The sequence below is a fragment of the Heliophilum fasciatum genome, from assembly GCF_004341395.1.
GTDB lineage: Bacteria > Bacillota > Desulfitobacteriia > Heliobacteriales > Heliobacteriaceae > Heliophilum > Heliophilum fasciatum.
In genome coordinates this window covers 69,552-91,522 of sequence record NZ_SLXT01000001.1, presented here as the reverse complement: position 1 = coordinate 91,522, position 21,971 = coordinate 69,552, and the positions used below count along the sequence as shown (strand labels likewise).

At 53.6% G+C, this 21,971-nt stretch carries 27 protein-coding genes; 22 read left to right on the top strand and 5 right to left on the bottom strand.

The window, feature by feature from the left end:
* Positions 1 to 139 precede the first annotated feature (139 nt).
* The 3 genes from rpsR to EDD73_RS00465 all read right to left on the bottom strand — a co-directional run bounded on the left by rpsR (position 140) and on the right by EDD73_RS00465 (position 1,057).
* Positions 140 to 400, bottom strand: coding sequence for a 30S ribosomal protein S18 (gene rpsR / locus EDD73_RS00475; RefSeq protein WP_131917706.1), 261 nt, complete (start codon positions 398 to 400; stop codon positions 140 to 142).
* Positions 401 to 437: 37 nt separating this feature from the next.
* Positions 438 to 725, bottom strand: coding sequence for a 30S ribosomal protein S6 (rpsF, locus tag EDD73_RS00470; protein WP_131917704.1), 288 nt, complete (start codon positions 723 to 725; stop codon positions 438 to 440).
* A gap of 125 nt (positions 726 to 850) precedes the next feature.
* Complete coding sequence (locus EDD73_RS00465; protein WP_131917702.1) at positions 851 to 1,057, bottom strand: heavy-metal-associated domain-containing protein; 207 nt, start codon at positions 1,055 to 1,057, stop codon at positions 851 to 853.
* A gap of 206 nt (positions 1,058 to 1,263) precedes the next feature.
* On the opposite strand from EDD73_RS00465, the gene EDD73_RS00460 reads away from it, so the two are divergent.
* The 19 genes from EDD73_RS00460 (at position 1,264) to EDD73_RS00370 (ending at position 14,710) form a co-directional block, all read left to right on the top strand.
* Entirely contained in the window at positions 1,264 to 1,767 is a 504-nt protein-coding gene (locus EDD73_RS00460; RefSeq protein ID WP_131917701.1) for an ATP-binding protein, read from the top strand.
* 65 nt (positions 1,768 to 1,832) lie between these two features.
* Positions 1,833 to 2,300 carry a chemotaxis protein CheW gene (locus EDD73_RS00455; protein WP_131917699.1) on the top strand — a complete coding sequence of 156 codons (468 nt, stop codon included), beginning with the start codon at positions 1,833 to 1,835 and terminating at the stop codon, positions 2,298 to 2,300.
* Between the two features lie 86 nt (positions 2,301 to 2,386).
* Complete coding sequence (gene acpS, locus EDD73_RS00450; RefSeq protein WP_131917698.1) at positions 2,387 to 2,785, top strand: holo-ACP synthase; 399 nt, start codon at positions 2,387 to 2,389, stop codon at positions 2,783 to 2,785.
* The gene (locus EDD73_RS00445; RefSeq protein ID WP_131917696.1) at positions 2,773 to 4,335 is read left to right on the top strand and encodes an NAD(P)H-hydrate dehydratase; all 1,563 of its coding nucleotides are present in this window, start codon (positions 2,773 to 2,775) and stop codon (positions 4,333 to 4,335) included. The genes acpS and EDD73_RS00445 overlap by 13 nt, the downstream gene beginning before the upstream one ends.
* Positions 4,335 to 4,808 (top strand): CBS domain-containing protein, encoded by a 474-nt coding sequence (locus tag EDD73_RS00440; protein WP_243116734.1) that lies wholly within the window; start codon positions 4,335 to 4,337, stop codon positions 4,806 to 4,808. The genes EDD73_RS00445 and EDD73_RS00440 overlap by 1 nt, the downstream gene beginning before the upstream one ends.
* A 128-nt stretch (positions 4,809 to 4,936) precedes the next feature.
* Positions 4,937 to 5,206 (top strand): CopG family ribbon-helix-helix protein, encoded by a 270-nt coding sequence (locus EDD73_RS00435; RefSeq protein ID WP_131917694.1) that lies wholly within the window; start codon positions 4,937 to 4,939, stop codon positions 5,204 to 5,206.
* 5 nt (positions 5,207 to 5,211) lie between these two features.
* Complete coding sequence (locus EDD73_RS00430; protein ID WP_131917692.1) at positions 5,212 to 5,562, top strand: type II toxin-antitoxin system PemK/MazF family toxin; 351 nt, start codon at positions 5,212 to 5,214, stop codon at positions 5,560 to 5,562.
* Positions 5,563 to 5,625: 63 nt separating this feature from the next.
* Positions 5,626 to 6,333, top strand: a complete 708-nt coding sequence (locus EDD73_RS00425; RefSeq protein WP_207668761.1) for a gamma-glutamyl-gamma-aminobutyrate hydrolase family protein — start codon at positions 5,626 to 5,628, stop codon at positions 6,331 to 6,333.
* A gap of 53 nt (positions 6,334 to 6,386) precedes the next feature.
* Positions 6,387 to 7,388 carry an asparaginase gene (locus EDD73_RS00420; protein ID WP_131917690.1) on the top strand — a complete coding sequence of 334 codons (1,002 nt, stop codon included), beginning with the start codon at positions 6,387 to 6,389 and terminating at the stop codon, positions 7,386 to 7,388.
* Positions 7,389 to 7,397: 9 nt separating this feature from the next.
* Positions 7,398 to 8,552: an amidohydrolase gene (locus EDD73_RS00415; protein WP_320055162.1), complete on the top strand. Its 1,155-nt coding sequence runs from the start codon at positions 7,398 to 7,400 to the stop codon at positions 8,550 to 8,552.
* Between the two features lie 118 nt (positions 8,553 to 8,670).
* Positions 8,671 to 9,093, top strand: a complete 423-nt coding sequence (locus EDD73_RS00410) for a response regulator (RefSeq protein ID WP_165876224.1) — start codon at positions 8,671 to 8,673, stop codon at positions 9,091 to 9,093.
* Between the two features lie 93 nt (positions 9,094 to 9,186).
* Positions 9,187 to 9,765: a uracil-DNA glycosylase gene (locus EDD73_RS00405; protein ID WP_131917686.1), complete on the top strand. Its 579-nt coding sequence runs from the start codon at positions 9,187 to 9,189 to the stop codon at positions 9,763 to 9,765.
* 22 nt (positions 9,766 to 9,787) lie between these two features.
* On the top strand, positions 9,788 to 10,288 hold the full coding sequence (gene tsaE / locus EDD73_RS00400; RefSeq protein WP_131917685.1) for a tRNA (adenosine(37)-N6)-threonylcarbamoyltransferase complex ATPase subunit type 1 TsaE: 501 nt from the start codon (positions 9,788 to 9,790) through the stop codon (positions 10,286 to 10,288).
* The gene (tsaB, locus tag EDD73_RS00395; protein WP_165876223.1) at positions 10,252 to 10,983 is read left to right on the top strand and encodes a tRNA (adenosine(37)-N6)-threonylcarbamoyltransferase complex dimerization subunit type 1 TsaB; all 732 of its coding nucleotides are present in this window, start codon (positions 10,252 to 10,254) and stop codon (positions 10,981 to 10,983) included. Before tsaE ends, tsaB begins: the two co-directional genes overlap by 37 nt.
* A complete protein-coding gene (gene rimI, locus EDD73_RS00390; protein WP_131917682.1) occupies positions 10,980 to 11,498 on the top strand; it encodes a ribosomal protein S18-alanine N-acetyltransferase in 519 nt (172 codons plus the stop codon). Before tsaB ends, rimI begins: the two co-directional genes overlap by 4 nt.
* 81 nt (positions 11,499 to 11,579) lie before the next feature.
* Positions 11,580 to 11,981: a CBS domain-containing protein gene (locus EDD73_RS00385; RefSeq protein ID WP_131917680.1), complete on the top strand. Its 402-nt coding sequence runs from the start codon at positions 11,580 to 11,582 to the stop codon at positions 11,979 to 11,981.
* Positions 11,982 to 12,082: 101 nt separating this feature from the next.
* On the top strand, positions 12,083 to 13,126 hold the full coding sequence (gene tsaD / locus EDD73_RS00380) for a tRNA (adenosine(37)-N6)-threonylcarbamoyltransferase complex transferase subunit TsaD (RefSeq protein WP_131917678.1): 1,044 nt from the start codon (positions 12,083 to 12,085) through the stop codon (positions 13,124 to 13,126).
* A 17-nt stretch (positions 13,127 to 13,143) separates the two neighbouring features.
* Positions 13,144 to 13,791: a class II aldolase/adducin family protein gene (locus tag EDD73_RS00375; RefSeq protein WP_131917676.1), complete on the top strand. Its 648-nt coding sequence runs from the start codon at positions 13,144 to 13,146 to the stop codon at positions 13,789 to 13,791.
* Positions 13,792 to 14,008: 217 nt separating this feature from the next.
* Positions 14,009 to 14,710: a metal-dependent hydrolase gene (locus EDD73_RS00370; protein ID WP_131917674.1), complete on the top strand. Its 702-nt coding sequence runs from the start codon at positions 14,009 to 14,011 to the stop codon at positions 14,708 to 14,710.
* 46 nt (positions 14,711 to 14,756) lie between these two features.
* On the opposite strand, the gene EDD73_RS00365 is transcribed toward EDD73_RS00370, so the two are convergent.
* Both EDD73_RS00365 and EDD73_RS00360 read right to left on the bottom strand, forming a co-directional pair.
* Positions 14,757 to 17,162 (bottom strand): DUF4855 domain-containing protein, encoded by a 2,406-nt coding sequence (locus tag EDD73_RS00365; RefSeq protein ID WP_131917672.1) that lies wholly within the window; start codon positions 17,160 to 17,162, stop codon positions 14,757 to 14,759.
* Positions 17,163 to 17,301: 139 nt separating this feature from the next.
* A complete protein-coding gene (locus tag EDD73_RS00360) occupies positions 17,302 to 19,719 on the bottom strand; it encodes a DUF4855 domain-containing protein (protein ID WP_165876222.1) in 2,418 nt (805 codons plus the stop codon).
* Between the two features lie 319 nt (positions 19,720 to 20,038).
* Between EDD73_RS00360 and EDD73_RS00355 the strand changes: the two genes are divergently transcribed.
* The 3 genes from EDD73_RS00355 to nuoE all read left to right on the top strand — a co-directional run bounded on the left by EDD73_RS00355 (position 20,039) and on the right by nuoE (position 21,960).
* A complete protein-coding gene (locus EDD73_RS00355; RefSeq protein ID WP_131917668.1) occupies positions 20,039 to 20,632 on the top strand; it encodes a redox-sensing transcriptional repressor Rex in 594 nt (197 codons plus the stop codon).
* A 253-nt stretch (positions 20,633 to 20,885) separates the two neighbouring features.
* Positions 20,886 to 21,485: a 5-formyltetrahydrofolate cyclo-ligase gene (locus EDD73_RS00350; protein WP_131917809.1), complete on the top strand. Its 600-nt coding sequence runs from the start codon at positions 20,886 to 20,888 to the stop codon at positions 21,483 to 21,485.
* Positions 21,475 to 21,960 (top strand): NADH-quinone oxidoreductase subunit NuoE, encoded by a 486-nt coding sequence (nuoE, locus tag EDD73_RS00345; protein ID WP_264672902.1) that lies wholly within the window; start codon positions 21,475 to 21,477, stop codon positions 21,958 to 21,960. Before EDD73_RS00350 ends, nuoE begins: the two co-directional genes overlap by 11 nt.
* The last annotated feature ends 11 nt before the right edge of the window (positions 21,961 to 21,971 follow it).

Sequence of the window (21,971 nt, the reverse complement as noted above, 5' to 3'; positions counted from 1 at the left end):
CATTTGGATATGAAAGTTGACCAGATATGAAAGTTCGACACATCCTTAAAAAAACCTACTTTATGAAGGCGCGATCGTCAGGGGAAAATAAAAAAGCCGATAAGAATCGGTAGATTCTCACCAGCTTTGATGCTCAGGACTATTCGTTCAGTGTGAACGGCAACAGCGCAACGTGACGAGCCCGTTTGATGGCTTGGGTCAGTTGACGTTGATGCTTGGCGCAGCAACCGGATACACGGCGGGGCAGGATTTTGCCGCGCTCGGTCAGGTACTTGCGCAGTTTGCCGATTTCTTTGTAGTCGACATCAGCGACTTTGTCAACGCAGAAGAAGCAAATACGGCGGCGAGGACGACGTCCTTTGCGGCCTTTGCGTTCTGGCTTATCTCCACGGTCTTGCATGGGAACCCTCCTTTACTCAAAAGGTGTAACGATTTGGTTAGTCTTCTTTGCGAATCACGAGGAAACGAATGATGTCATCAGAAATCTTCATCACCCGTTCCAGCTCTTGCGAGACAGCCGGTTCGCCTTTGAAGTAGACGAGCAGATAAAAGGCCTCTTTGTGACGATTAATCTCGTACTGCAGACGGCGTTTGCCCCACTTCTCGACTTTGACCAATTCGCCACCTTGTTGTGTAATCAGGTTCGAAAACTTGTCCACAACAGCCGTGTAGGTTTCTTCGTCGATTCCCGGACGAATCAGGATCATTGCTTCATAGTTGCGCATGTAAATGCACCTCCCTTCGGACGTATGGCCCCGCTTCTGTTGGAGCGGAGCAGGGATGGCAACTAGCCACAGCACATAATATTACCGGATAAAATCCCTTTTTACAAGAGCTTTAGGAAATATTTTTAATCGACCACATCAAAACCGATGTCTTCAATGGCAGCGCAGATGGCCGGCAGAGAAGCTTCGTCGGTCAATTGGAGAGTTACCGTTTTGGCGGCCAGATCAACCTGCGACGAAATCACACCGGCGACGGCCGATGTTGCTTTTTCAACAGCAGCCTGACAGTGACTGCAGGACATTCCGTCTACATGCAATTGAACTTCACGCATGGTAATTCCTCTTTTCATTAAACTTTCATTAGGTTTGCAAACGGTGGCAGGGAGCACGTCTTTTTCATGGATTACGTCGGGTGTTACGTCTCTTATAAAAGTTTTGAACGTAACTGTCAATAGAAATTATCAATAATCAAAACCTGCTGATGAAACTCAGGGCGAAAAAGCGGATAATCTTCATAACTTGGTAAGAATCTTGGTTCATGAAAAAGGATTCTGGTTTAGAAGCGCGAAATACTTCAGTATATGCGAAGAATTTTGTATTTGCTTGGGAGGGGGCTGTGATCACATCGCAAGAGAATAAGCGTAATGGGAGCACCAAAAAAGAAATACGGTTGGCCAGTCAGCCGCTCCTTGTCGATAAAGCAGTGGAAATGTTAGAAAGTTTTATTGGCAAGCTCCCATGGAAAACCGGAGAATTTGATTTTATTAAGCTGGCATTGATTGAGTCCTTTGTTAATGCAGCCATCCATGGCAATAAGCAATCACCGGATAAGCAAGTTTGTCTAACCATGGAGATGACGGAAGAACATTTGATTATCATGGTTGCTGATGAAGGAAACGGCTTTGTGCCTCGTGAAAATCAAGAGATGGATTTGTACAGTGAATCAGGACGAGGAATCCTACTGATCCGGGCATCGATGGACGAAGTTTCCTATCATGATGGCGGTCGGTGTATCCGTATGGTAAAAAAATTGCCGCATTGACCGTCCCATGGACAAGGTGCATAGAATTCAAGCGCATGGAGGCATGAGGAGGAGCGGCAAGGACGATGAATGAGTATCAAGGAGATTCCGGCGTGATTCAATTGGTGGTTTTCGGCTTAGGTTCGGAAGAGTATGGCGTACCGATTACTCAAGTGCAGGAAATCAACCGATTAACGGCACCAACGAAGATTCCCCAGGCACCTTCCTTTGTCGAAGGGATCATTAACCTACGTGGTAAGATCATTCCCGTGATTGACTTAAAAAAACGCTTTCAATTGCCTTGGGCCGATTACAGTGACAGCACACGCATTATTGTAATCAATATCGCTGAGCATACCGTCGGGATCATCGTTGATGCGGTAACCGAAGTGCTTCGTTTGCCGTTGCAGTCGGTGGAGCACCCACCCAGCATGATCGGCGGTATTTCTGCTGAGTATTTATATGGCGTAGGTAAAATCGGGGAACGGTTGTTGTTGCTTCTGGAAATTGATAAGATTCTTTCGAAAGATGAAAAAAGCCAACTTTCCTTTTAAGTATAACTTTCTTTTTGTCGAGGTCTGCCGATGAAAACGAACGGATATACTAAGGAACAGGTTGGTAGCGTAAGGCGGAAGCAACGATGACCCGTATCGGTTGTGATATCGTAGAAATTTGTCGCATTAAAGCGGCTGTGGAACGACACGGCCGCTTTTTACAACGAGTTTATTCACCTGCTGAAATTGAAGAATGTTACCGTAAAGCGAACCCATGGGCTTCTTTGGCAGCGCGTTTTGCTGCCAAGGAAGCAGTCATCAAGGCATTGCCAGCAGGCATACCTATAGCTTTAAATGAAATTGAAATCGTTCGCAGTGCCGGAGAAAAACCACAGGTCCATTTTCTCGGCTCAACAGCACAACGATTGGCCCAGGTCGGAGCGTGGGCGTGGTCCCTGTCTTTGTCGCATGAACGAACCCACGCGATGGCTATGGTGCTCGCTTGCCCGGTGGACGAAGGGAGGAATGATTCATGCAGCTCGTGACGGCCACGGAAATGCGCCGGCTAGATGAACGGGCAATGGCTGAATATGGTATTCCTTCGATCGTACTGATGGAAAATGCCGGTGCGGCAGTGGCACGTGCTTGTCTTCCGATGTTGGGCGGCATGGGCGGGGGACAACAAAAAGTCTTGATCCTTTGCGGGAAAGGCAATAATGGCGGCGATGGCTTTGTCGCGGCTCGTCACCTGATGAATGCCGGTGTGGAAGTGAAGCTGTTTTTGTTGGCCCAAGAACGGGACGTGAAAGGCGATGCCTTGACGAACCTGACCATTTTTCAGCGCATCGGCGGCAAAATCTATTCCTTGATGGATACCAAAGATATCAACGCGTTGCGTATGGCCTTGCTTTCGACTCATCTGGTGATTGATGCGATCTATGGTACCGGTTTTACCGGAGAACTACCAGCACTGATTGCACGGGCCGTGACGATGGTGCGAGAAGCGGCGTTGCCCGTTTTGGCTGTTGATGTGCCGACAGGTCTCCATGCCGATACCGGGCATTGTTCGACCGTGTCAGTAGCGGCCACCCGTACCGTTACCTTTGGCTTACCGAAGCTGGGATTGGTGCTGGAACCAGGTGCTACCTTAGCCGGTGATTTAGTTGTTGCCGATATTTCCTTGCCTCGTGACTTGTTGGCCAAGACCCATATCCCGCGGCAGTTGCTGACCGCCAAAGGCGTAGCTGCTGGGCTGCCCGAGCGCAAGGCGTCGGCCCATAAAGGCAATTTCGGTCATCTGTTGCTCGTCGGCGGCAAGGTGGGCATGGCCGGTGCATTGGCGCTGTCCGTTGCCGGTGCCCTCCGTTCCGGTGTGGGCAAGCTGACAGCGGCCATGCCGGAAGCGATTGTACCGCTTGTAGCGCCGTTGGCGCCGGAAGCGATGACCTGGCCCTTACCTTCCTCCGACGGGTCGATTCATGGCGTGGCCTTACGAGCCGGTGATTATCGTGATTTCACTGCTCTTGTGGTGGGACCAGGCTTGGGGCGGCATCAAGGTGGCGGTGAGGTGCTCCAAACGCTCTTTGAAGCAACCAACTGTCCTGTGGTTGTCGATGCCGACGGATTGTTTGCCTTGGCCGGCAGCATTGAATTGTTAGCGGCAGCGCAGGGACCGGTGGTGCTGACACCGCATCTCGGTGAAATGGCTCGGTTGACAGGCATGACGGTGGAGGCGGTAGCGGCCAATCGCGTCAATGTGGCGTTGCAGGCGGCCCGGGAATGGGGCTCCATTGTGGTACTGAAAGGTGCCCGTACTGTGATTGCGTCACCGGACGGCCAACTCTGTGTCAATACCACCGGCAATGCCGGTATGGCCACGGGTGGCAGTGGTGATGTGCTGGCCGGCATCATCGGCGCCTTGTTAGCCCAAGGTGTGGAGCCGCTGGCCGCCGCAGCGCTCGGTGTGTTTGTTCATGGGCTGGCCGGTGATCGGGCGGCAGGGAGCACGGGGCAACTGGCGATGAAAGCCGGTGATCTGGTGACCCATTTGGCGGATGCTTGGCAGCAAATCGGTGAAGAAAAGCAGGTGAGTTGATGATGGAATCCCGAGAGCGTAAAGCCAGTGATATTATGACCCGGGAAGTAGCAACGGTCTATTCTGATGCAACGATCGCTGAAGTCGTCAAGCTGTTGCTGGAAAAACGCATCAGCGGTGTGCCGGTGATCTCGCGGCAGGGCGCGGTTCTCGGCGTCATTTCGGAAGGCGATCTTCTTTATAAGGACAAAAAATTGCATTATCCATCGTATATTACTATATTAGATGGCGTTTTCTTCTTAGAAAGCCCGAAGCGTTTTGAAGAAGAATTCAAAAAGTCCATCGCTCTTAAGGCGGAGGAACTGATGACCAGAGACGCGCTAACCGTGGAAGAAGATGCAACGATTGCAGAGATGGCCACATTGATGACGGAAAACAAAATCAACCGGTTGCCGGTGGTGGCTCATGGTAAGCTGGTTGGTATTGTTACACGAGCCGACATCATTCGTGCAATGACCGAAGATTTGCTCTAATCAAGTAACTTGGGGGCTCTGATTTCCATTAATTGGGCAGTGTGGCGTTGAGGTTTACTCTTGCAGGATTGCGGGCAAGCTTTATATAATGGACACAGAGTCGGAGTCTCCCTGGGAGGTGCAACCGTTTGCCTGATTTAAAGCGCATCCAGGTTACGTTACCGGAACCTCTGCTCATGGAAGTGGACCGAGTGTTGATGGTAGAACGTATGAATCGCAGTCAACTGATCCGGGAAGCTGTGAATCTGTACATGACAGAGCTTAAGCGCAAGGCCTTACGTGATCAGATGAGACGCGGTTATGTGGAAATGGCGAGAATTAATTTGGAGTTAGCGATGGAAGGATTCATTGCGGAATTTGATGCGGAACTCGTAAACGAGGCCCGGTTGGTAAGGTAGCGGTGATGGTCATTCGCAGAGGAGAAGTTTACTACGCGGAACTGAATCCGGTTGTTGGTTCCGAGCAAGGCGGTACGCGACCGGTATTGATTGTGCAAAACGACATTGGCAATCAATACTCGCCGACGACGATTGTGGCGGCCATTACATCGCAAATATCCAAGGCCAAGTTACCTACCCATGTAGAAGTGCCGGCACGGCGCAGTGGATTAGATCGTGATTCAGTTGTCTTGTTGGAGCAGATTCGAACCATTGATAAGACGCGGTTGCGTGAGAAAATCGGTGTACTTGATGAAGAGATGATGCATAAAGTTGCACAAGCGTTAGAAATCAGTTTAGGGCTTGTGGACGTATGATCAGCAGCCCGGGATATCCCGGGTTGTTTGCTGTTTCGTGGTGGAAATAGGAGGGGCTTGACCATGAGCCGACCGCGGATATTGATCGCCCCGTCCTTTGACGGTGAACGTATGATTCTGCGTGGGCCCTACTGGCGCTCCCTGGTCGCTGCCGGGGTACTTGGCTGGCCCATTCACATCGCTTCGACCCAAGAATGTGAGTACTATGTAGAACAAGCCCATGGACTGCTTTTATCCGGTGGCGGCGATCTGGATCCCGCTCGATATGGGCAGCAACCCCACGCGGCGTTGGGTGAAGTCGATCCGCAGCGGGATGCCTTGGAGTTCGCCTTGATCCGTTTGGCCTTGCAACAGGGCATGCCGATCTTGGGGATTTGCCGTGGTTTACAGGTGTTGAATGTGGCCTGTGGAGGAACCTTAATTCAAGACATTCCTAAGCAACGCCCACAAGCGCTGCGACATCAGCAAAAAGCGCCACGCTGGCATCCTTCCCATAGTATTCACGTAGAAGCCGGATCGCGCTTGCAGGCTTGTTACCCCGAGGGAAGCGGTTGGGTGAACTCATTTCATCATCAAGCAGTCGATCAAGTAGGTGCAGGGTTGAAGGTCGCAGCCCGAGCCGGTGATGGCATGATCGAAGCGATTGAAGGGCTCGGTGAATCCTTTGTGCTGGCTGTCCAGTGGCATCCAGAGGATTTAACGACAGCAGAGACGCAACAATTATGGTGTTTGTTTGCGGCCTATTGCCGGGAATACCAGATGAAACAATAATCGATCATAGCGGATAGACAAGTGTGGATAGGTAGGAAAGGAGTCAAGCATCTGTGTCAGCTGTTGTAGTAGAAGTTACACGAGGACCGATGGTAGAAAATCGTCATCGAGGAATGATCATTGTTGTCGACAGCGATGGTCAGCGTATTGCCGGCCTGGGAACGCCGTCCGTTACCTATATGCGTTCTTCCTCAAAGCCGTTGATGACGTTACCGCTGGTTGAACAAGGTGGTATGGAGCATTTTGGTTTGCAGGAGGAGCACCTGGCGATCTTTACAAGTTCCCATGCCGGTGAAGAAGCGCACCGTCAGTGGGTCGCTGATGCCCTGGCCAAAATTGACCTACCGGCAACCGCCTTAGCTTGCGGTACCCATACGCCTTTTGATCGTAAAACGGCTGATGCGCTGCGTGCAATGGGAGAGAAGCCAACGGTCCTGCATTGTAATTGTTCCGGCAAACATACCGGCGTCATGGCCTATGCCAAGTTGCGCGGCTATGATCTGGAAAATTACACCGATCCAACGCACCCGGCAGAAGTGGATATCCTGCAAGCGGTCGCCAGCATAGCTGATCTGGCGCCGGAGGATGTGATCATCGGCGTTGATGGCTGTGGTATCCCCGTGTACGGTATGGGATTGGAAAAAATGGCTTTAGCTTTTGCCCGTCTCGGTAGCGCCAGCCACGGATCGTCAGCCCGACGGGAAGCCTGCCGGCGCATCACGAAGGCGATGGTGCAGCACCCCTTCCTCGTTTCTGGCACAGGCCGCCTGGATACGGATTTGATGCAAGTCACCCAGGGGGCGGTGGTCGCCAAAATCGGTGCTGATGGTGTCTACTGCCTGGCAATTCCGGAAAAAGGCTGGGGACTGGCCCTCAAGATTGAAGATGGCAATATGCGGGCGTTGGAGCCGGTCGTAATTGAGGCTTTGTCCCAGTTAGGTATCTTGTCGGCAGAGCAGCGAACGGCCTTGGCCAACCACGATCGAACAAGTGTAAAGAACAATCTTCGTCAACCCATCGGTGAGATGCATGCTGCATTTACGCTGGAAAGATAGGTGAGGGTTGTGACCACGCTGATCTATGGGGGGCAAGTTTGGACGATGACCGGGGCCATTTATGACCCTGGTTTTCTTGCATTTAGCGAAGGGCGCATTGTGGCCGTCGGTGCTTATACGGAAGAGCAGGCTGCCCATTGGGCGAATCGTCCTGGCGTAAAGCGCGTTAACGGGAGCGGCGCCATGCTGTTGCCCGGTTTTATCGATGCCCATTGCCATGTGGGCATTGTCGAAGAAGGGACTTCGATCGAAGGCGATGATTTGAATGAAACGTCAGAGCCGCTTACACCGCACTTACGGGCACTGGACGGCATTAACTTGGATGATCCGGCCTTTGATGATGCGTTGCAAGGTGGGGTAACAACGGTCTGTGTATTGCCGGGAAGTGCCAATGTTGTCGGTGGACAAGCGGTATTGCTCAAAACAGCCGGCCCCTGGCCATCGCGGGTTCTGCGGGAGCAAGTCGGCCTTAAGTGTGCCCTGGGGGAGAACCCGAAACGCATCTACGGCGAGCAAAAAAAATCACCGATAACGCGCATGGCCTCGGCCGCGCTTTTGCGGGAAGCGTTGGAGCGTGCCCGTTTCTATGGGCAAAAGAAGCAGTGCGGTGAAGGCGAATGCGATCTGCGCTGGGAAGCGATACAGCCGGTCCTGGAACGACAAATGCCCCTTCGGGTGCATGCCCATCGTGCTGATGATATCTGGACAGCACTGCGCATCGCCCGTGAGCAAGAAGTGGATCTGGTCATTGAGCATTGCACCGAGGGGCATCGCATTGCCGAGCTTTTGAGTGATGCCCGGGTGCCGGCCGTTGTGGGGCCGCTGATCGTCAATCGCGCCAAAGTGGAGATGCGCGAAGTCTCACCGGCCACCGCCGGGATCTTGCACCGTGCCGGTGTGGCTGTCAGTCTGATGACGGATCATCCGGTAGTGCCGATTCAATATCTGCCGCTCAGTGCCGGGTTAGCGGTGCGGTTCGGCCTCGATGAAATGGCGGCATTGCAAGCGATTACGATTCAGCCGGCCCGGTTACTCGGCCTCGATGAACGTCTGGGCAGTTTAACCGTGGGCAAAGAAGCCGATCTTGTGCTTTGGTCCGGGCACCCTTTTGACGCGCGCAGTCGTGTGCGCCATCTTTGGATGGCAGGGAAACAACTTTTGTAAGCGTTAATAATTTTTTTTGTTTTTCGGCAGGAGATAGACAATAAGCGACGAAATGGGAAATAAAAGATTGAATGTAAAATGATTGTCGGAAATTGTCGAAAAGGTGGTGACAGTAAGCGTGGCCAGACGTATCTTGATCGTCGATGATCAAAACAGCTTACGTTCGTTGTTGCGTGCCCTTTTTCAAGAAGTTGGTTATGAAGTAATTACAGCCACCAACGGCCTTGAGGCGCTGCAGCGTGTGGAAGAGGCATCTCCCGGGATGGTCTTGATGGACGTGCGTATGCCTGTGTTAGATGGTCTGCAGGCAATGAAACGGATGCACCTGTGCTATCCGTCCTTGCCGGTGATCTTGATGACGGCTTGCCCGGAGGGAGCGCTTTTTGAACAGGCGTTCCGAGAGGGGGCGCTTGCTTGTATTGCCAAACCTTTTGATATTTTTACGCTGCTGGAACAAGTGGACAAGCATTGGCCGCTGGCGGTTCCGCCTAACGGTTGCTCCGATAACGGTGTTGCCAAGGTTTGTTCGACGGGAATTTGATATTCGACAATTCATGGCTGATTCCATAAGCAAAATCCTACGGGGTTTTGCTTTTTTTGTGTGGATCATGTAGGATGAAGCAGAGGTGGACTGATGAATCAAGAGAATCGATTAAGCGATCATGGTGCAAAAGTGCGCCAGTGCCGAGCCTGCTCTTTGCGTGATGGTTGTCAACAAGTGGTCTATGGAGAAGGGCCGGCCACAGCCAAGCTGATGTTGATTGGTGAGGGGCCCGGTGCGGATGAAGATCGTTTGGGGCGCCCTTTTGTCGGGGCCGCCGGACAACTGCTCGATCGAATTTTAGCGGCTGGGCGTTTTGACCGTGCTGATGTGTATATTGCCAATATCGTCAAGTGCCGCCCGCCAGGGAACCGGTTGCCGTCGCCGAATGAGGTGCAAGCTTGCCTTCCCCATTTACAAGAGCAGATCGCGTTGATCAATCCCCAGTGGATCCTTTGTTTAGGTGCCCTGGCCACGAAAACGCTGATCGATCCCAAAGCGATGATCACGAAAGTGCGCGGCCAGTGGGTCAATAAAGAAGGGCGTTGGTACTTGCCGACGTTTCACCCGGCGGCGTTACTTCGTGATCCGGCGAAAAAACGGCCTGTCTGGGAAGATATCCAAAAGTTGATGGCGGTGGTTCATGACGGACAAGCACCGCAGCCCCGATGAATGAAGACAAGGAGGATGGCCGATGCAGGCGATCTTACCCGACGAGGTAGCGACAAAAGAGCTGGGTACTTGGCTGGGCCAACGGATGCAGGCCGGTGATACGCTTTGGCTCCATGGCGATCTCGGCGCAGGCAAAACCACCTTGGTACGTGGGCTGGCCGAAGGGCTGGGCATTACTGATCGGGTAACGAGCCCAACGTTCACCTTTGTCCATGAATTTGCGGGACGATTGCCTTTTTACCACTTTGATCTTTATCGTCTGGACGATCCGGAGGAAGTGTGGGATCTGGGCTGGTCGGACTATCTTGGTGGACAAGGTGTGGTCGCTGTGGAGTGGCCGGAACGGCTCGGGGAAAACTGGCCGATGGCAGGGCTACATATTACCTTAACGCCGGTAACGTTGCCTGATGGAAGCTGGGCGCGGGCACTGACGCTGGAAAGCCAAGGCGATGAAGCGCTGCGATTTTTGAAGGAGTTGAGAGCGACGTGCTCGTCCTTGGATTGGATTGTGCCACAGGCGTAACAGCCATGGCCATTCTGGATGATCAACAAGTGGTTGCAGAGATGTTTTTGCATATTGAGCGCCCCCATTCGGAACGGCTGATCCCGCTTTTGCACCAATTGCTGCAATCGGCAGGGATGACGCTGGAACAGATGACGGCTTTGGCTGTATCGGTTGGTCCCGGTTCTTTTACGGGCTTACGGATTGGATTGGCGACGATCAAAGGGTTGGCTCATCCCTTGGGTTTGCCGGTTGTCGGTGTATCGACGCTGGAGGCGCTGGCCGGCCATGGCGCGCCTTTTGCCGGACTGGTTTGTCCCGTATTGGATGCGCGCAAAAATGAGGTCTATACGTGTCTGTACCGCAGTGACGGGCAGGGTGGACCGATGGAACGGCTGGTGGAGGAACAGGCGATCAACCCGCGTGATTGGCTGGCGATATTGCATTCCTTTGAACCGGAACCGGTCATGTTTGTCGGTGATGCCGTTACGGTCTACCAGGAAATCTGGCGCGAACTGGGTCCGCGGGCGTGGCTGGCGCCACCGGAATGGCGCTATCCTCGTGGTGTGCTGGTGGCCCGTTTAGGCCGAGCGCAATACCTGCAAGCCGCCGGTGATGGGCGAACCTTATCGCCGCGTTACCTGCGGCCATCGGAAGCGGAAGTAACCTGGGCGAAAAAACATGGGCAAGGGTTACCGAAGGATGGTTCGGCATGAGTGAGGCGCTGGAGCGATTTTATTTCCGGCCCATGGAAATCAGCGATATTGAAGCGGTGCTGGCCATTGAGGAGCAATCCTTTCCGACGCCTTGGAGTTACGATGCTTTTCTGGGAGAACTAACGGAAAGCCGTCTGGCCCATTATTGGGTTTGTATGGAGCGGGCGGGCGATGATCAGCAGGGCGATGATGAGCGGATTGTCGGGTATGTCGGGATTTGGGTGATCATTGATGAAGCCCATATAACGACAATCGCTGTTGACCCGGCTATGCGTGGTCATGGCCTGGGTGCGTTGGTGTTACAATATGCCATGGCGGAAACACTAAAACATGGTGGCGAGCGAATGACCTTAGAAGTTCGGCCATCCAATGTATCGGCCCAGCGTCTTTATGAAAAGCTTGGCTTTGTGGCTGTGGGCCGTCGCCGTGGCTATTATTCCGATACCGGCGAAGATGCGATCATCATGTGGTGTGAGCTTACGTCAAAAACTTCTGACAAATCGGGACCTGACTAGGGCAGGATTATCCACCTCAGTTGCCGAACGAAGAAATGAGTACCTGATGCGATCAATCATTGCAGAAGGAGGAGAACCATCATGAGAAAAGCACTGCTCGTTAAAGATCGGATGGTATCGCCGGTTGTGACCACACGACCGACGACGACGATCAGTGAAGTATTACAGGTGATGACGGAACAAAGTTTTCGGCGTGTACCTGTCGTGGATGCAGAGATGAACTTGGTGGGGATTATTGCGTTTCATGATATCGATCGGGCGATGCGCTCACCGGGAGTTATTCCGTTAACACCTGTTGATTGGGTAATGATGAAAAACCCCGTGTCGGTTGAACAGGATGAACCGTTAGGCAGCGCAATCCGGCTGATGCGGCGGTATAAAGTCAGTGGGTTACCGGTGTTGTGTCAAGGGAAGGTGATTGGGATCTTTTCGATCACCGATGCGCTGGAACTTTGTTCAGAACTGTTGGAGGAAGAAGAGTAAGCACTATGATGGCCCTGCAATGGCAGGGTCATTTTTAACTGGCCCAAGCTGATGAAACGATGATTGCAAACAGAACTGGTTTGTAGATGAGGTGAAAGCAAATGTCCTTGTTTCAGCTGCAAGGATCGGCGGAAGCAGCAGGTCGTTGCATGCTGGCGATCGAGACAAGTTGTGATGAAACTTCGGTAGCCATCTTGAACGACGGTCGTACAGTGCGGGCGAATGTGATTGCTTCCCAGATTCCTGTGCATCAAAAGTATGGCGGTGTTGTGCCGGAGATTGCATCACGCAAACATATGGAGAACATTGTCGATGTAGTTGATGCGGCCTTGGTCGAGGCGGGTGTCACCTGGGATGAGGTTACCAGTGTGGCCGTAACGCAGGGACCGGGGTTGGTCGGTGCCTTGCTCGTCGGTGTTGCTTATGCGAAAGGTGTGGCACTGGCCCGTAAACTGCCGCTGGTGCCGGTACACCATATTGAGGGGCATATTTATGCCAATTTTTTAGCCGAGCCGGACTTGACCTTTCCCTTACTTTGTTTGGTCGTCTCCGGTGGGCATACGCATTTGATTGAGTTAACCGGCCATGGAGTGATGCGCATCATCGGAGCCACCCGTGATGATGCCGCCGGTGAGGCTTTTGATAAGGTGGCCCGTGCGCTACAGCTTCCTTATCCTGGGGGACCACAGATTGAACAGTTGGCCCGTTCCGGTGCCGAAGATGCCTATGAATTACCGCGAGCCTGGCTGGAGAACAGCTTGGATTTTAGTTTCAGCGGTCTCAAGTCGGCCGTATTGAACACGCTTCATCGCAGCCGGCAACGGGGCGAAACGATCGATGCGGCAGGCCTGGCGGCATCCTTTCAAGCGGCTGTTGCTGATGTACTTGTCGGTAAAACCTGTCAAGCGGCGCGGGAGGCCAAGATCGATACGGTCCTTTTGGCCGGTGGTGTCGCCGCCAACAGTTACCTGCGCACGCGGCTGACGACGGCGCTGGCCGCCGAAGGACGGCGCTTGGTAACACCGCCGCTGGTGTTGTGCACCGATAACGCGGCCATGATCGGTTGTGCCGGTTATTACCGTTTGCTGCGTGGTATCACTGCCCAGGCGGATTTGAATGCGATCGCCAATTTACCGCTGTTGTAAGATAAGGAGAATCATTCATGGAAGCGTCGTTGCGCAAAGAAATACTACAGTATGGACGAAAAATCATTGAACGGGGATTGGTCGCTGATACGGGCGGCAACATCAGTGTGCGCTTATCGGCGGATCACCTGTTGATTACACCCAGCGGTATGACCTATGATCGCCTCACGCCGGATGATCTGGTCGTTGTAGCGTTAGCTACGGGCGAAGTGGTGCAGGGGGAACGGCGGCCGTCGATCGAAGTGCCGATGCATCGGGTCATTTACCAGTCGCGCCCCGATGTGATGGCGATCGTACACACTCATCCGAAGCACGCCACGGCCGTAGCGGCAACGCGGCGCGATCTCCCACCGGTGATCGATAATATGGTGGCCTACTTTGGCGGTTGGGTTCGAACGGCAGCGTACGCTATGATCGGGACGATCGAGTTAGGCCGGAATGTGGTCGCTGCGTTGGGTGATCAGCCGGCAGCCTTGCTGGCGAATCATGGAGCCGTTGCTGTCGGTGAAACGGTCGAACAAGCATTCCGGCGCAGTGAACTGCTGGAAGAATGCGCACGCATCTATTTGCTTTCCTTGCTGGCCGGTGGGCCGGTCATCTTGACGGATGAGGAAGTGGCAACGGAGCGGGCCGCCTTGATTGATCGTTACGGACAAGTGAAGTGATCGCCTGTGGGTATGGGGATGAAGGTCCTGTGGATAAAGTGGATAACCTTGTTGATAACCCTGTTTCACTAGGGTTGCGCTTGTGGAAAACCCTGTGGAAACACGAGTATCTCGTCGAATAATGTCGTTGCAGGATTTTCTTCCAGCCATGGCGAAAAGGAAAAATAGCCCTGTAGCGCCCTTGTGGATAATGATAAAATTAAGGAGGCGATTAACGATGCTGACCGTAACTTTTTTTGGTCATGCCAACTTTATGTTGCAGGATGGTGACCATACGGTTTTGATTGACCCCTTTTTCACAGGGAATCCACTTTGTCCCATCAGTGCTGACGAAGTGAGTGCCGACTATATTTTGGTTACCCATGGGCATGGTGATCATCTTGGTGATGCCGTGACCATCGCCAAGCGTACCGGTGCTACCATTGTTGCACCTTTTGAAATCGCGGCTTATTGTGAATCAAAGGGTGCCAAAGCGCACGGTATGCATATCGGCGGCAAGTGGGATTTTCCCTTTGGCCGTGTTCGTTTAATACCGGCTACCCATGGATCGACAATTTTTGAAGGCGAGACGATGATTCCCGGCGGGAATCCCTGTGGCTTTTTGCTGCGCATGGGTGGTAAAACGGTCTATCATGCCGGCGACACGGGGTTGTTCCGTGATCTGGAACTGATCAATATGTGTTACCTGAAGGGATCGCGCTTGGATCTGGCGCTGCTGCCGATTGGTGATAACTTTGTCATGGGGCCGGACGTGGCGATCTATGCGTTGAAGTGGCTCCATCCGCACATGGTGGTGCCAATGCACTACAACACGTTCCCGGTGATCAAGCAAGATCCTTTGGCCTTCAAGAAAGCGGCTCAGGAAACGACCGATGTCGATTGTCATGTCATGGAGCCGGGGCAAAAGTTGGTTCTGTAATGGCAGCGATCGAAAAAGCTCAGCATCATCGATGCTGAGCTTTTTGCTAATCGGCCTTGTTGAGGACGCGCTTTTGCATCCACCGGTACGTGGCGTGATAAAGCCGGTTGACTAGTTCATTGCTCTGAGACGCTTGCACTAAACTTTTGGTTTCCAGATAAAAGGCGTAGGGCATGGTAGGTGCAGGGGGATCGATCAATTGATCGAGGTAGCGCTGGCGAAAATCACTATCTTGGAGGAACTGGGCAGTGCCTTCGATTTCAATGCCTAATCCCAGCGCTTGGGCTTGCCGGTAGGCATTGAGCAGACGGGTCCGGGAAAAATCCGGATCAAAGTAGTAGTTGGGCTGCAGGTACACTTGATCAAAGCCCAGTTCCCGCCACTTGGTCAGTCCAGGGGCGTCGTAGTAGGGAATCCAGTAAAAAAGCAAATTTTGCTTGTGCAGATCGTCAGCAATCGTACGAATCAGCGCTTGATCTTCGGCTAGTCGGACATCTTCCCACAGCCAGTAGTAGCCAACATGGCGGAGGTGGCTCCAAGAAGCTTGTTGCCAGCGTTGCTGGAGCTTGGCCATAAATGCACGGATGCTTTGCAGTCGCGCCGTTTCTGTCGGCCAGTCTTTGTGTTTGGGGGTAGGATAGTGGATCGTAAGTACAACCGGCAAAGGGGTTTGCGGAAAGCCGGTTGTATGCGTTTGGTGCCAGGCGACGGCCTCGTCCAGCACGGTCAATTGCCGTTCCAGCGCGGCGGCGTAGGAATCCCAAGCTTTTTTACCGAATGAGGCAGAATCGGGATGAGGCAGCAACAACATCCCGTCAAAGAAGCGATCGGCATAAGTCTGGTCGCTTTTTTTGTGGGCAAGCATCGGTAAAAAATCGGCCTGTGACCAGGGCTCATAAACGCTGCTGTGATCGGTGTACACCAGCAGCAGATTATCGATCGGCTGGCGGTGCGCCGTTGATGGTTGATCCGGGGGGGCACTGGAGGACCTGGTAGTGATCACCGTGCCGCTCAAAGCCGGTGAAGGCGCAAAATTAAGCGACGAAACGGGAGTGGCGGCGCCGTTGGGGGGGCCTTCGATCTGCAGTCGGCGTGCAAAGACCCAAATATCGACGGGAAAGGAAACACGCACATAACGGGCGGCCACGGTAGGCACGGTGAGGCGGAAAGTGCGCTCCGTGACGGCCGTGCTTGCAGACGGGGCGGGGATTACTTTGCCGGCTCGTGACCAGAGCAAGCCATCTTGGGAAAAGTCCACTTGCATTTCCTTGGGCAGATAGACGCCGGAAGCTGTATCTTGTTGAAACTGCAACGAAACGGCGTTGATCAACTGCAACTGACCAAGATCGGTGATCAGTGCCCGGCCGTGCATGCGGTAAAAGCCGGTCCACTGATCGGAGGCGGAATGGACTCCGCCGTAGGGGCCGGGGTGGTTGGTTTTTTCCAGATCGAAAAAAGCCGGATCGATCGGGCCGAGCGTCGTAACGGAAGAACTTACGGGAAGATAGGTCGGCCCTGATACCCGGAAAAAGGGAGCTGAAGTAGCCCTGGATGCCTCAACGGTTGCCGGTTCCACGGGAACGGTCCACGTACGTGTACCGACGTTGACCGTGACTTGGGCCGCTTCGGAAGATGATTGGGCATAGAATTGATCGTTTTGCAGCCAGCCGGCACGGTCATTGTCAATGCCGTAGCTGCGAGCATAGGCGTTAACCGTCGCAGCGGCTTCGGGGGAAAGCGCCTGTAGTTGAATCGTCTGCGCTGTCGCGGCGTTACCGGTTAAACGGGCCGGTTCCAGTTGGACATCGCTCTTGATATCACCGGCTTGCCGTGCCAGCAGGCGCTGTGCGATGAGCAACGCTTGGCCGTGAGTTACGCGGTGGCGGGGCATAAAGCGATCGGCAGGGACGCCCAGCAGTTGTAACGGGAGAACACGATTTACGGCGTCCAGTGAGGCAGGAGCAAGGGAGCGGTCGGCAAACCAAAAGGCCGACTCGGCAGAACCGGTGCGGCGCGATGCCAAGGAAAGCAGTTGATCGAGAAAAAGAGCGGCATCTTCATAGGTGGCCGGTGCTTCCGGTGCAAAGAAATCCTTCGGAGGAACACTTGCGGGCTGGCGAACGGAGAGCGCTTCAATGTAACCGGCGCAAGGATGACTCCAAAGCACATCGCGATAGCGCGACGTCGGCGGGAGCGGTTGGATGCCGGCGGTGCGCGCCAGCAGTGCCGCTAACTGAGCACGCGTTACCGGCGCTTCCAGGGGATAAGCATAGTCGATGATCCCACGGGAGATGCCGTGGGTGGCCAGTTCTTCGGCGACGGCCGTCGCATCCGGTGGTGGGGAAGCGGGAAGCGAAGCACCATGGGCCGTGTAGGGGAAAAGGGCCAGGAGGCACAGGCCGGCAAGCAAGATGGGGCGCCAACATCGAGGGGGACGTTTCCGGTTGATCATGCGATATATCTCACCTTTTGATAGTTTTCAACAAGCAATGCTGCTTTTGATTAAGCATTCTGCTGTTTGCGAAATTATCCTGCAAAAAAAGAGCGTAGCGTGGTGCTCTCATTACACCATGCTACGCTCGTATACCATCTTAGGGCTGGGAACGCTCTTTGATCCATTCATAAGTACGGTGATAGAGTCCGTTGATATGATCGCCGCCGCTAAAGGAGGCTTGCAACAAACTTTTGGTTCCTAAGTAAAAAGCATAGGCCATGTCGCGGGAAGGTGAGGCTACCAGTTGATTGCGGTAACGGGGACCGAATTCGTCATTGTGACGAAGGATATGCTCATCACCTTCGATTTCAATACCTAAGCCGAGGGATTTGGCTTGCTGGTAGGCATTTTGCAGGCGCTGTATGGGGAATTGGGGATCAAAGTAGTAATTGGGCTGCAGATAAGCCTGATCAAAACCAAGTTCGCGCCACTTGGTCAGCCCGGGCGCATCATAATAGGGGATCCAGTAAAAAAGCAAATCTTGTTCATGAAGATCATCAGCGACAGTGCGAATCAGCCGTTGATCTTCTTCGCGGTGCGCATCTTCCCACTGCCAGTAGTAGCCGATATGTTGGAGATGGGACCAGGCAGCTTGTTGCCAGCGCTTGTTAAGTTCAGCGGTAAACTCCCGGATGCTTTGCAGGCGATCGGCTTCGGTCGGCCAGTCGCCCAGTTGCGGGTTCGGATAGGGGATGGTAAGTACAACGGGCAAAGGTTTTTGCGGAAAGTCCGGTGTATGGGCCCGATGCCAGGCTACGGCAGCATCGAGGGCTGCCAATTGGCGATCGACCGTATCGGCATAGTCTGTCCAAGCCGCTTTGCCGGCTTCGGCAGTCGACGGAAAGGGCAGGAGGAGAATCCCGTCAAACAAGCGGCCTTCATAGCTGCCGGGCTTGATTTTATGGGCGAGCATCGGCAGAAAATCTTCGGTCGACCAGGTGCCGTCACTGCGTTGATGATCGCTATAGACGAGTAACAGGTTGGCAATCGGCTGGCGTTGCACTGCTGACGGTGAATTGGACGATGGGTTACTGCTAGTGGTGCTTTGGTTGCTGGCGACAACTGTGCCTGTTATCGGCGGTGCCGGGATAAACGCCGGTGATGACCGGGGAGCTTCTGCCGGGAGTGCCGGGGGGCCTTCAATGCGTAACCAGCGGGCAAAGACCCAGACATCAACGGGAAAGGAAACACGGACATAACGGGCGGAGACGGTAGGAAAGGTTAACCGGAAGGTGCGCTCGATCGCTTGTGTACCTTGCTGAACAGCCGGTGCCGCTACCACTTTGCCGGCGCGCGACCACAGCAGTCCGTCTTGGGAAAAGTCAACTTGCATTTCCTTGGGCAAATTGATGGCTGAAGATGTTTCTTGCTGAAACTGCATCGAGACGCTGCTGATCGGTTGCAATTTGCCCAGATCGGCCGTCACCGTGCGACCTTGCATACGGTAAAAGCCGGTCCACTTGGCCGAGTAGGACGTGAGTCCGTCCTGCGGTCCGGGGTAGCTGGCTTTTTCGATTTTGCGAAAGGCCGGATCGAGCGGGCCGGTTGTGGCAATTACCGATTGTTGAGGAAAGTAGGTTGGTCCGTAGGGACGGTAGGTTGGTGCCGATGAGGGCGCTGCTATCGCAGGATTCGATCGCACGGGAACTGTCCAGGTGCGCGGGCCGACGTTGACTGTGACTTGCGCAGATTCGACCGGCAAGGTGGCCACGTATTGTCCGTTTTGCAGCCAGCCGGCACGGTCGTTGTCAATGCCATAGCTAACGCCATAGGTGGCCATTGCAAAGTGCCCTTCCGGAGCAGCGCTTTGCAATGCTAACTGTTGGGGCTTCGGGGAACTTCCATCCAATTCGGTAGGCTGCAGTTGGAGCGGTGCTTGAAGATCGCCTTCCAGCAAGGCCAACAGACGATGGGCGATGACGGTGGCTTGGCCCCGCGTCAGCGGTTGCTCCGGATCAAAGCGTTCGATGCCGTTACCCATCAATTGGAACTGAGCAACGCGATCGACGGCGGCCAGCGCATAGGGGGCGATGGCGGAACGATCGGACCATGGGGACGGCGCTGTTGAACCGGTCTTGCGCGTAGTCAAAGCAAGCAAGCGATCGAGCATCAGCGCACCATCCTGGCGGCTTACCGGTGCTTCCGGTGCAAAGACATCGGGCTGTTGGCCGCGGATCAGTTGCCGCACCGATAAGGCTTCGATGTAACCGGCCAGCGGGTGATCGCTAGCGACATCACGGTAGCGCGGCACCGCCGGTGTCAGCGGTTGGATACCGGTAGTGCGGGCCAGCATCGTGGCCCACTGGGCCCGTGTAACCGGTGCTTCCGGTTGAAACGTTGTCGCCGTTACGCCGCGAACGATCCCGCGGGCGAAGAGATCATCGACGGCTGTTGCCGCATAATGGCCCGAAAGATCGGTAAAGGCCGAACCGGCTTGAGCGGCGCAAGGCGATGAAAGGGAAAGCAATGAGGCCAGGAAGGCAGCTTGAAACAGGTGCCGTGAACGATTGAACATGCATCTCACCTTTTGATCAATTGTCAACAGCCAAAGGCTGTTCCTGATCAATTCGTCTGTTGGGGGAATTATCCTGCCCGCTAGGGGTGGGAATAAAAAACAACAGCCCATAAGTAATATGTTAAGTGAACCAAATAAAAAAAATTGATCCATACTTTTGTAATATCGCATCTTAGGTATTGCAAGTGATGACTTTCGCATGTATAGTTGATGTGTAACATCAACAAACCCTGTAACTCCGTTGCACAGAGAATCAATCGTAAACATTGGGAGTACGGGTAAGAGGCTTGACGGAATGCATCAAGGGGGATGAACAGAAATGAAATTGTTCAAGGTGCCGGAACCAACGATTATGCGCTTATCACTTTATTCACGGGTACTGGAGCAGATGGAGGAGCGAGGGATTCCCGTGATCTCCTCAGTAGAGCTCGGCGACGCAGTCGGCATTAATTCAGGAGTTGTTCGTAAAGATCTGTCGATGTTTGGCGAATTTGGTGTTCGCGGTGTTGGTTATAACGTCCGTGAGTTACGTGATAATATTCGCCGCTTATTAGGACAAGATCGCACGTGGCCCATCGTGGTCATTGGTGCCGGTCAACTTGGGTCGGCTCTGGCCGCTTATCCCGGCTTTCGCCAACGTGGTTTCGATATTACTGCGCTGGTCGATGTTGATGCAGCCAAGATCGGGACCGATGTCCAAGGCATTCCCGTGCTGTCTTGGGATGAAGCAACCAACATGATTCAAGAAAAAGAAATAAAGATGGCCATTCTTGCCGTTCCTGCTGAGGACGTGCAGGCAACGGCACAGAAACTGGTCGACCTGGGCATTGAAGCAATTTTGAACTTTTCACCGGTCATTCTTAAGTTGGCTTCCGTACAAGTGCAAAATGTGGACTTGACGGTGTTTTTTTGATTTGTTGCGTTTTACGCAGAATTTAGCGAGTTTCAGCGGCATGCGCGCCAATATGGGCTTGCCCGTTCAAGATTCGGTTGTGCGTTAACCAATCAACATAGGATAGCTTGATGAAGTTCTTTTCGATAAAATAGAAAACAAAGGCTGGGTTTCTTGTCTTACAGGAAACCTAGCCTTTGCTTTTTTGCAGAAGTGCTAGGGATTTGTCGCAGGATAGCGAATTAAATACTATTGGGGGTAAAGCCCGGTGAGTATGAAAAAAGAACTGCGCCAGCAGATGCTGGAGCGACGAGAGCAAATGCCGGCCCATGATGTAGCCCATAAAAGTGAAGCGATCTACCGGCGACTGGTGGAACTTCCTGCTTTTCAAGAAGCAAAGTCCGTGATGATTTATGTAGATTTTCGCGGCGAAGTGATGACGGGAGCTTTGATTGCCCGGGCACTTAAGGACAATAAACAAGTGGCCGTGCCCTTTTGCCGACCTGGCAACCTCCTTTGGGCCGTGACGATCGACCGTTTTCCTGACGATCTGGCGCCGGGGCGATGGGGGATTTTAGAGCCGAGAGCAGAGCGGCAAGTACCGATTGCGCCGGCGTTGCTTGATCTGGTAATTGTGCCCGCCTTAGCCTTGGACCGGCAAGGGTACCGCCTTGGTTATGGCGCCGGGTATTATGATCGCTTTTTACCGGCACTACGCCAAGATGCCTGGACGATCGCCCTGGCCTACCAATGGCAAATCGTCGATCACGTGCCCTGTGACGGGCACGATGTGCCACTCAAGGCGATCGTCACGGAGCAACAATTATTTCTCCATACACAGGAAAAAAAGGGGCGGATCAGCCGTGAACTGTAATTGTGGCGGAACAGCAGAATCAACCAAAGATGCAGCCCTGGCGACGATGCTGGCCGAGTACCGGGAAAAGCCCGGCGCTTTGATTCCGGTGTTACAGGGAGCACAAGCGATCTATGGTTACTTACCGGAGACGGTGCTGGCGCAAATCGCGGCGGCGCTGCATTTGCCGCTGAGCCATGTCTTTGGTGTGGTCACCTTTTATACACAGTTTCATTTGCAGCCGCGGGGGCGGCATATCATCCGTGTTTGTCTCGGCACGGCTTGCCACGTACGGGGCGGCGCTGCGATCTTTACGGCGCTGCAACAGCACTTGGATGTGAACGATGGCGAGACAACGGAGGATCAACGCTTCACCTTGGAATCGGTCGCTTGCATCGGCGCTTGCGGGTTGGCGCCGGTGATTACGATCAATGACGATACCTTTGGCCGCTTGACGCCGGAGCAGTTGCCGGAGATTTTGGCGCGCTATGCATAACGTGGAGGGAA